At 58.6% G+C, this 2,336-nt stretch carries 3 protein-coding genes; all 3 read left to right on the top strand.

The features are described from left to right. Positions 1-369: aminotransferase class III-fold pyridoxal phosphate-dependent enzyme (locus OC610_RS25850; RefSeq protein ID WP_264431867.1), on the top strand; the 369-nt coding region annotated here is incomplete at its 5' end. A gap of 154 nt (positions 370-523) precedes the next feature. Then, complete coding sequence (locus OC610_RS25855; protein WP_264431869.1) at positions 524-1,636, top strand: polyamine ABC transporter substrate-binding protein; 1,113 nt, start codon at positions 524-526, stop codon at positions 1,634-1,636. Between the two features lie 185 nt (positions 1,637-1,821). After that, positions 1,822-2,336 (top strand): extracellular solute-binding protein (locus OC610_RS25860; protein ID WP_264431870.1); only part of this gene is annotated, 515 nt, incomplete at its 3' end.

The following is a 2,336-nucleotide window of genomic DNA, read 5'->3' on the forward strand; positions in this document are numbered from 1 at the left end:
GCCCTGGAAAACATCCGCATCCTGCGTGAAGAAAAGATCATCGAGCGCGTCCATGGCGAAACGGCACCCTATTTGCAGCAACGCCTGCGGGAACTGAACGATCACCCGCTGGTGGGTGAAGTGCGCGGTGTCGGTTTGTTGGGGGCGATCGAACTGGTCCAGGACAAGGCCACGCGCAAACGCTACGAAGGCAAGGGCGTGGGCATGATCTGCCGGCAGTTCTGCTTCGATAATGGGCTGATCATGCGCGCGGTGGGGGACACCATGATCATTGCGCCGCCGCTGGTGATCAGCAAGGCCGAGATCGACGAACTGGTGGCCAAGGCGCGGCAATGCCTGGACCTGACGCTCAGTGCGTTGCAGGGCTAAGTGCTAGGCTCTGAGCGAGGTGCCGGAACGGCCCTCGCCCAGCATGAACAAAAGGCTGGGCTTGTGTTGAAAGCCTGCCCTGTAACTTGCCAGACTACCGCTGCTGTTCAAGTTGCGCTGAACGTGGCTAAAAAGAATAACCGGAGCATCATCCATGAAGGCATTAGGTATGAAGATAGCTGGCAAGACCCTCCTCGCCATGTCCCTGATGGGCATGATGGCGGGCGCCGTCCAGGCGGACGACAAAGTGCTGCACGTCTATAACTGGTCCGACTACATCGCGCCGGACACGGTCGCCAAGTTCGAGAAAGAGACGGGGATCAAGGTCGTCTACGACGTGTTCGACAGCAACGAGACGCTGGAAGCCAAGTTGCTGGCCGGCAAGTCCGGCTACGACGTCGTGGTGCCGTCGAACAACTTCCTCGCCAAGCAGATCAAGGCCGGCGTCTACCAGGAGCTGGACAAGTCCAAGCTGCCTAACTGGAAGAACCTGGACACCGACCTGCTCAAGGCCGTCGGCGATGCCAGCGACCAGGGCAACAAGCACGCCTTCCCTTACATGTGGGGCACCATCGGCATCGGCTACAACCCCGAGAAGGTCAAGGCCGCATTGGGCGTCGACAAGATCGATTCCTGGGACACCCTGCTCAAGCCCGAGAACATCGCCAAGCTCAAGGGCTGCGGCGTGAGCTTCCTCGATTCGCCAACCGAGATGATTCCGGTGGCCCTGCATTACCTCGGCTACCCGACCGACAGCCAGGACAAGAAACAACTGGCCGAAGCCGAAGCGCTGTTCCTCAAGTTGCGTCCATCGATCGGCTACTTCCACTCCTCCAAGTACATCTCGGACCTGGCCAACGGCAACATCTGCGTGGCCGTGGGTTATTCGGGCGATATCGAGCAATCCAAGAGCCGTGCTGCCGAAGCTGGCGGCAAGGTGAAAGTGGCCTACACCATTCCGAAGGAAGGTGCCGGTTCGTTCTATGACATGGTTGCCATTCCGAAAGATGCTGAAAACGTCGAAGCCGCCTACAAGTGGATGAACTTCATCATGCAGCCGGAAATCATGGCGGAGATCACCGACAACGTGCGTTTCCCTAACGGCAACAAGGCCGCCACCCCGCTGGTGGACAAGGAAATCTCCGGTGACCCGAGCATTTATCCATCGGACGAAGTGAAGGCCAAGCTGTACGCCATCAGCGACCTGCCGCCTGCGACCCAGCGGCTACTGACCCGCAGCTGGACCAAGATCAAGTCCGGTAAATAAGCCGGCTTGAAGCAGTCTCTCGTTGTCGCGGTCGTCGCGACGGCGACAACGGGAGCAATTAAACAACTAAAAGTTTTGCTGGATCGGTTTATCGAGGGTAAGTTGCGCGCCGGTTTTGTTGCAGGGCACTTCATTGGCCCGGTGACGGGGGCAACTTGGGCCCAACTATTTAAGAGGACCTCCACGTGCCTGTCTTTTCTTTGTTGCGCAACGCCTTGCTGGTCGGTGCCGGCCTGACACTCGCTGTCAGTGTCCAGGCGGCCTCCACCGTGCATATTTATAACTGGTCGGACTACATCGGCGAAACCACGCTGGCGGACTTCGAGAAAGCCACCGGGATCAAGCCGGTCTATGACGTGTTCGATTCCAACGAAACCCTGGAAGGCAAGTTGCTGGCCGGTCGTACCGGTTACGACGTGGTCGTGCCGTCCAACCATTTCCTGGGCAAGCAGATCAAGGCCGGGGCGTTCCAGAAGCTCGACAAGTCCCAGCTGACCAACTACGCGAACCTCGATCCGCTGTTGCTCAAGCGCCTGGAAAAGAATGACCCGGGCAACCAGTACGCCGTGCCTTACCTGTGGGGCACCAACGGCATCGGCTACAACGTCGAGAAGATCAAGGCCGTCCTGGGCGTCGACAAGATCGATTCGTGGGCCATGCTGTTCGAGCCGGAAAACATCAAGAAGCTGTCCAGCTGCGG

The organism is Pseudomonas agronomica (assembly GCF_025917275.1).
GTDB lineage: Bacteria > Pseudomonadota > Gammaproteobacteria > Pseudomonadales > Pseudomonadaceae > Aquipseudomonas > Aquipseudomonas agronomica.

Coding starts and splice junctions, on each gene's coding strand:
- OC610_RS25855 (WP_264431869.1), top strand. CDS start 524: ATGAAGGCATTAGGTATGAAGATAGCTGGCAAGACCCTCCTCGCCATG.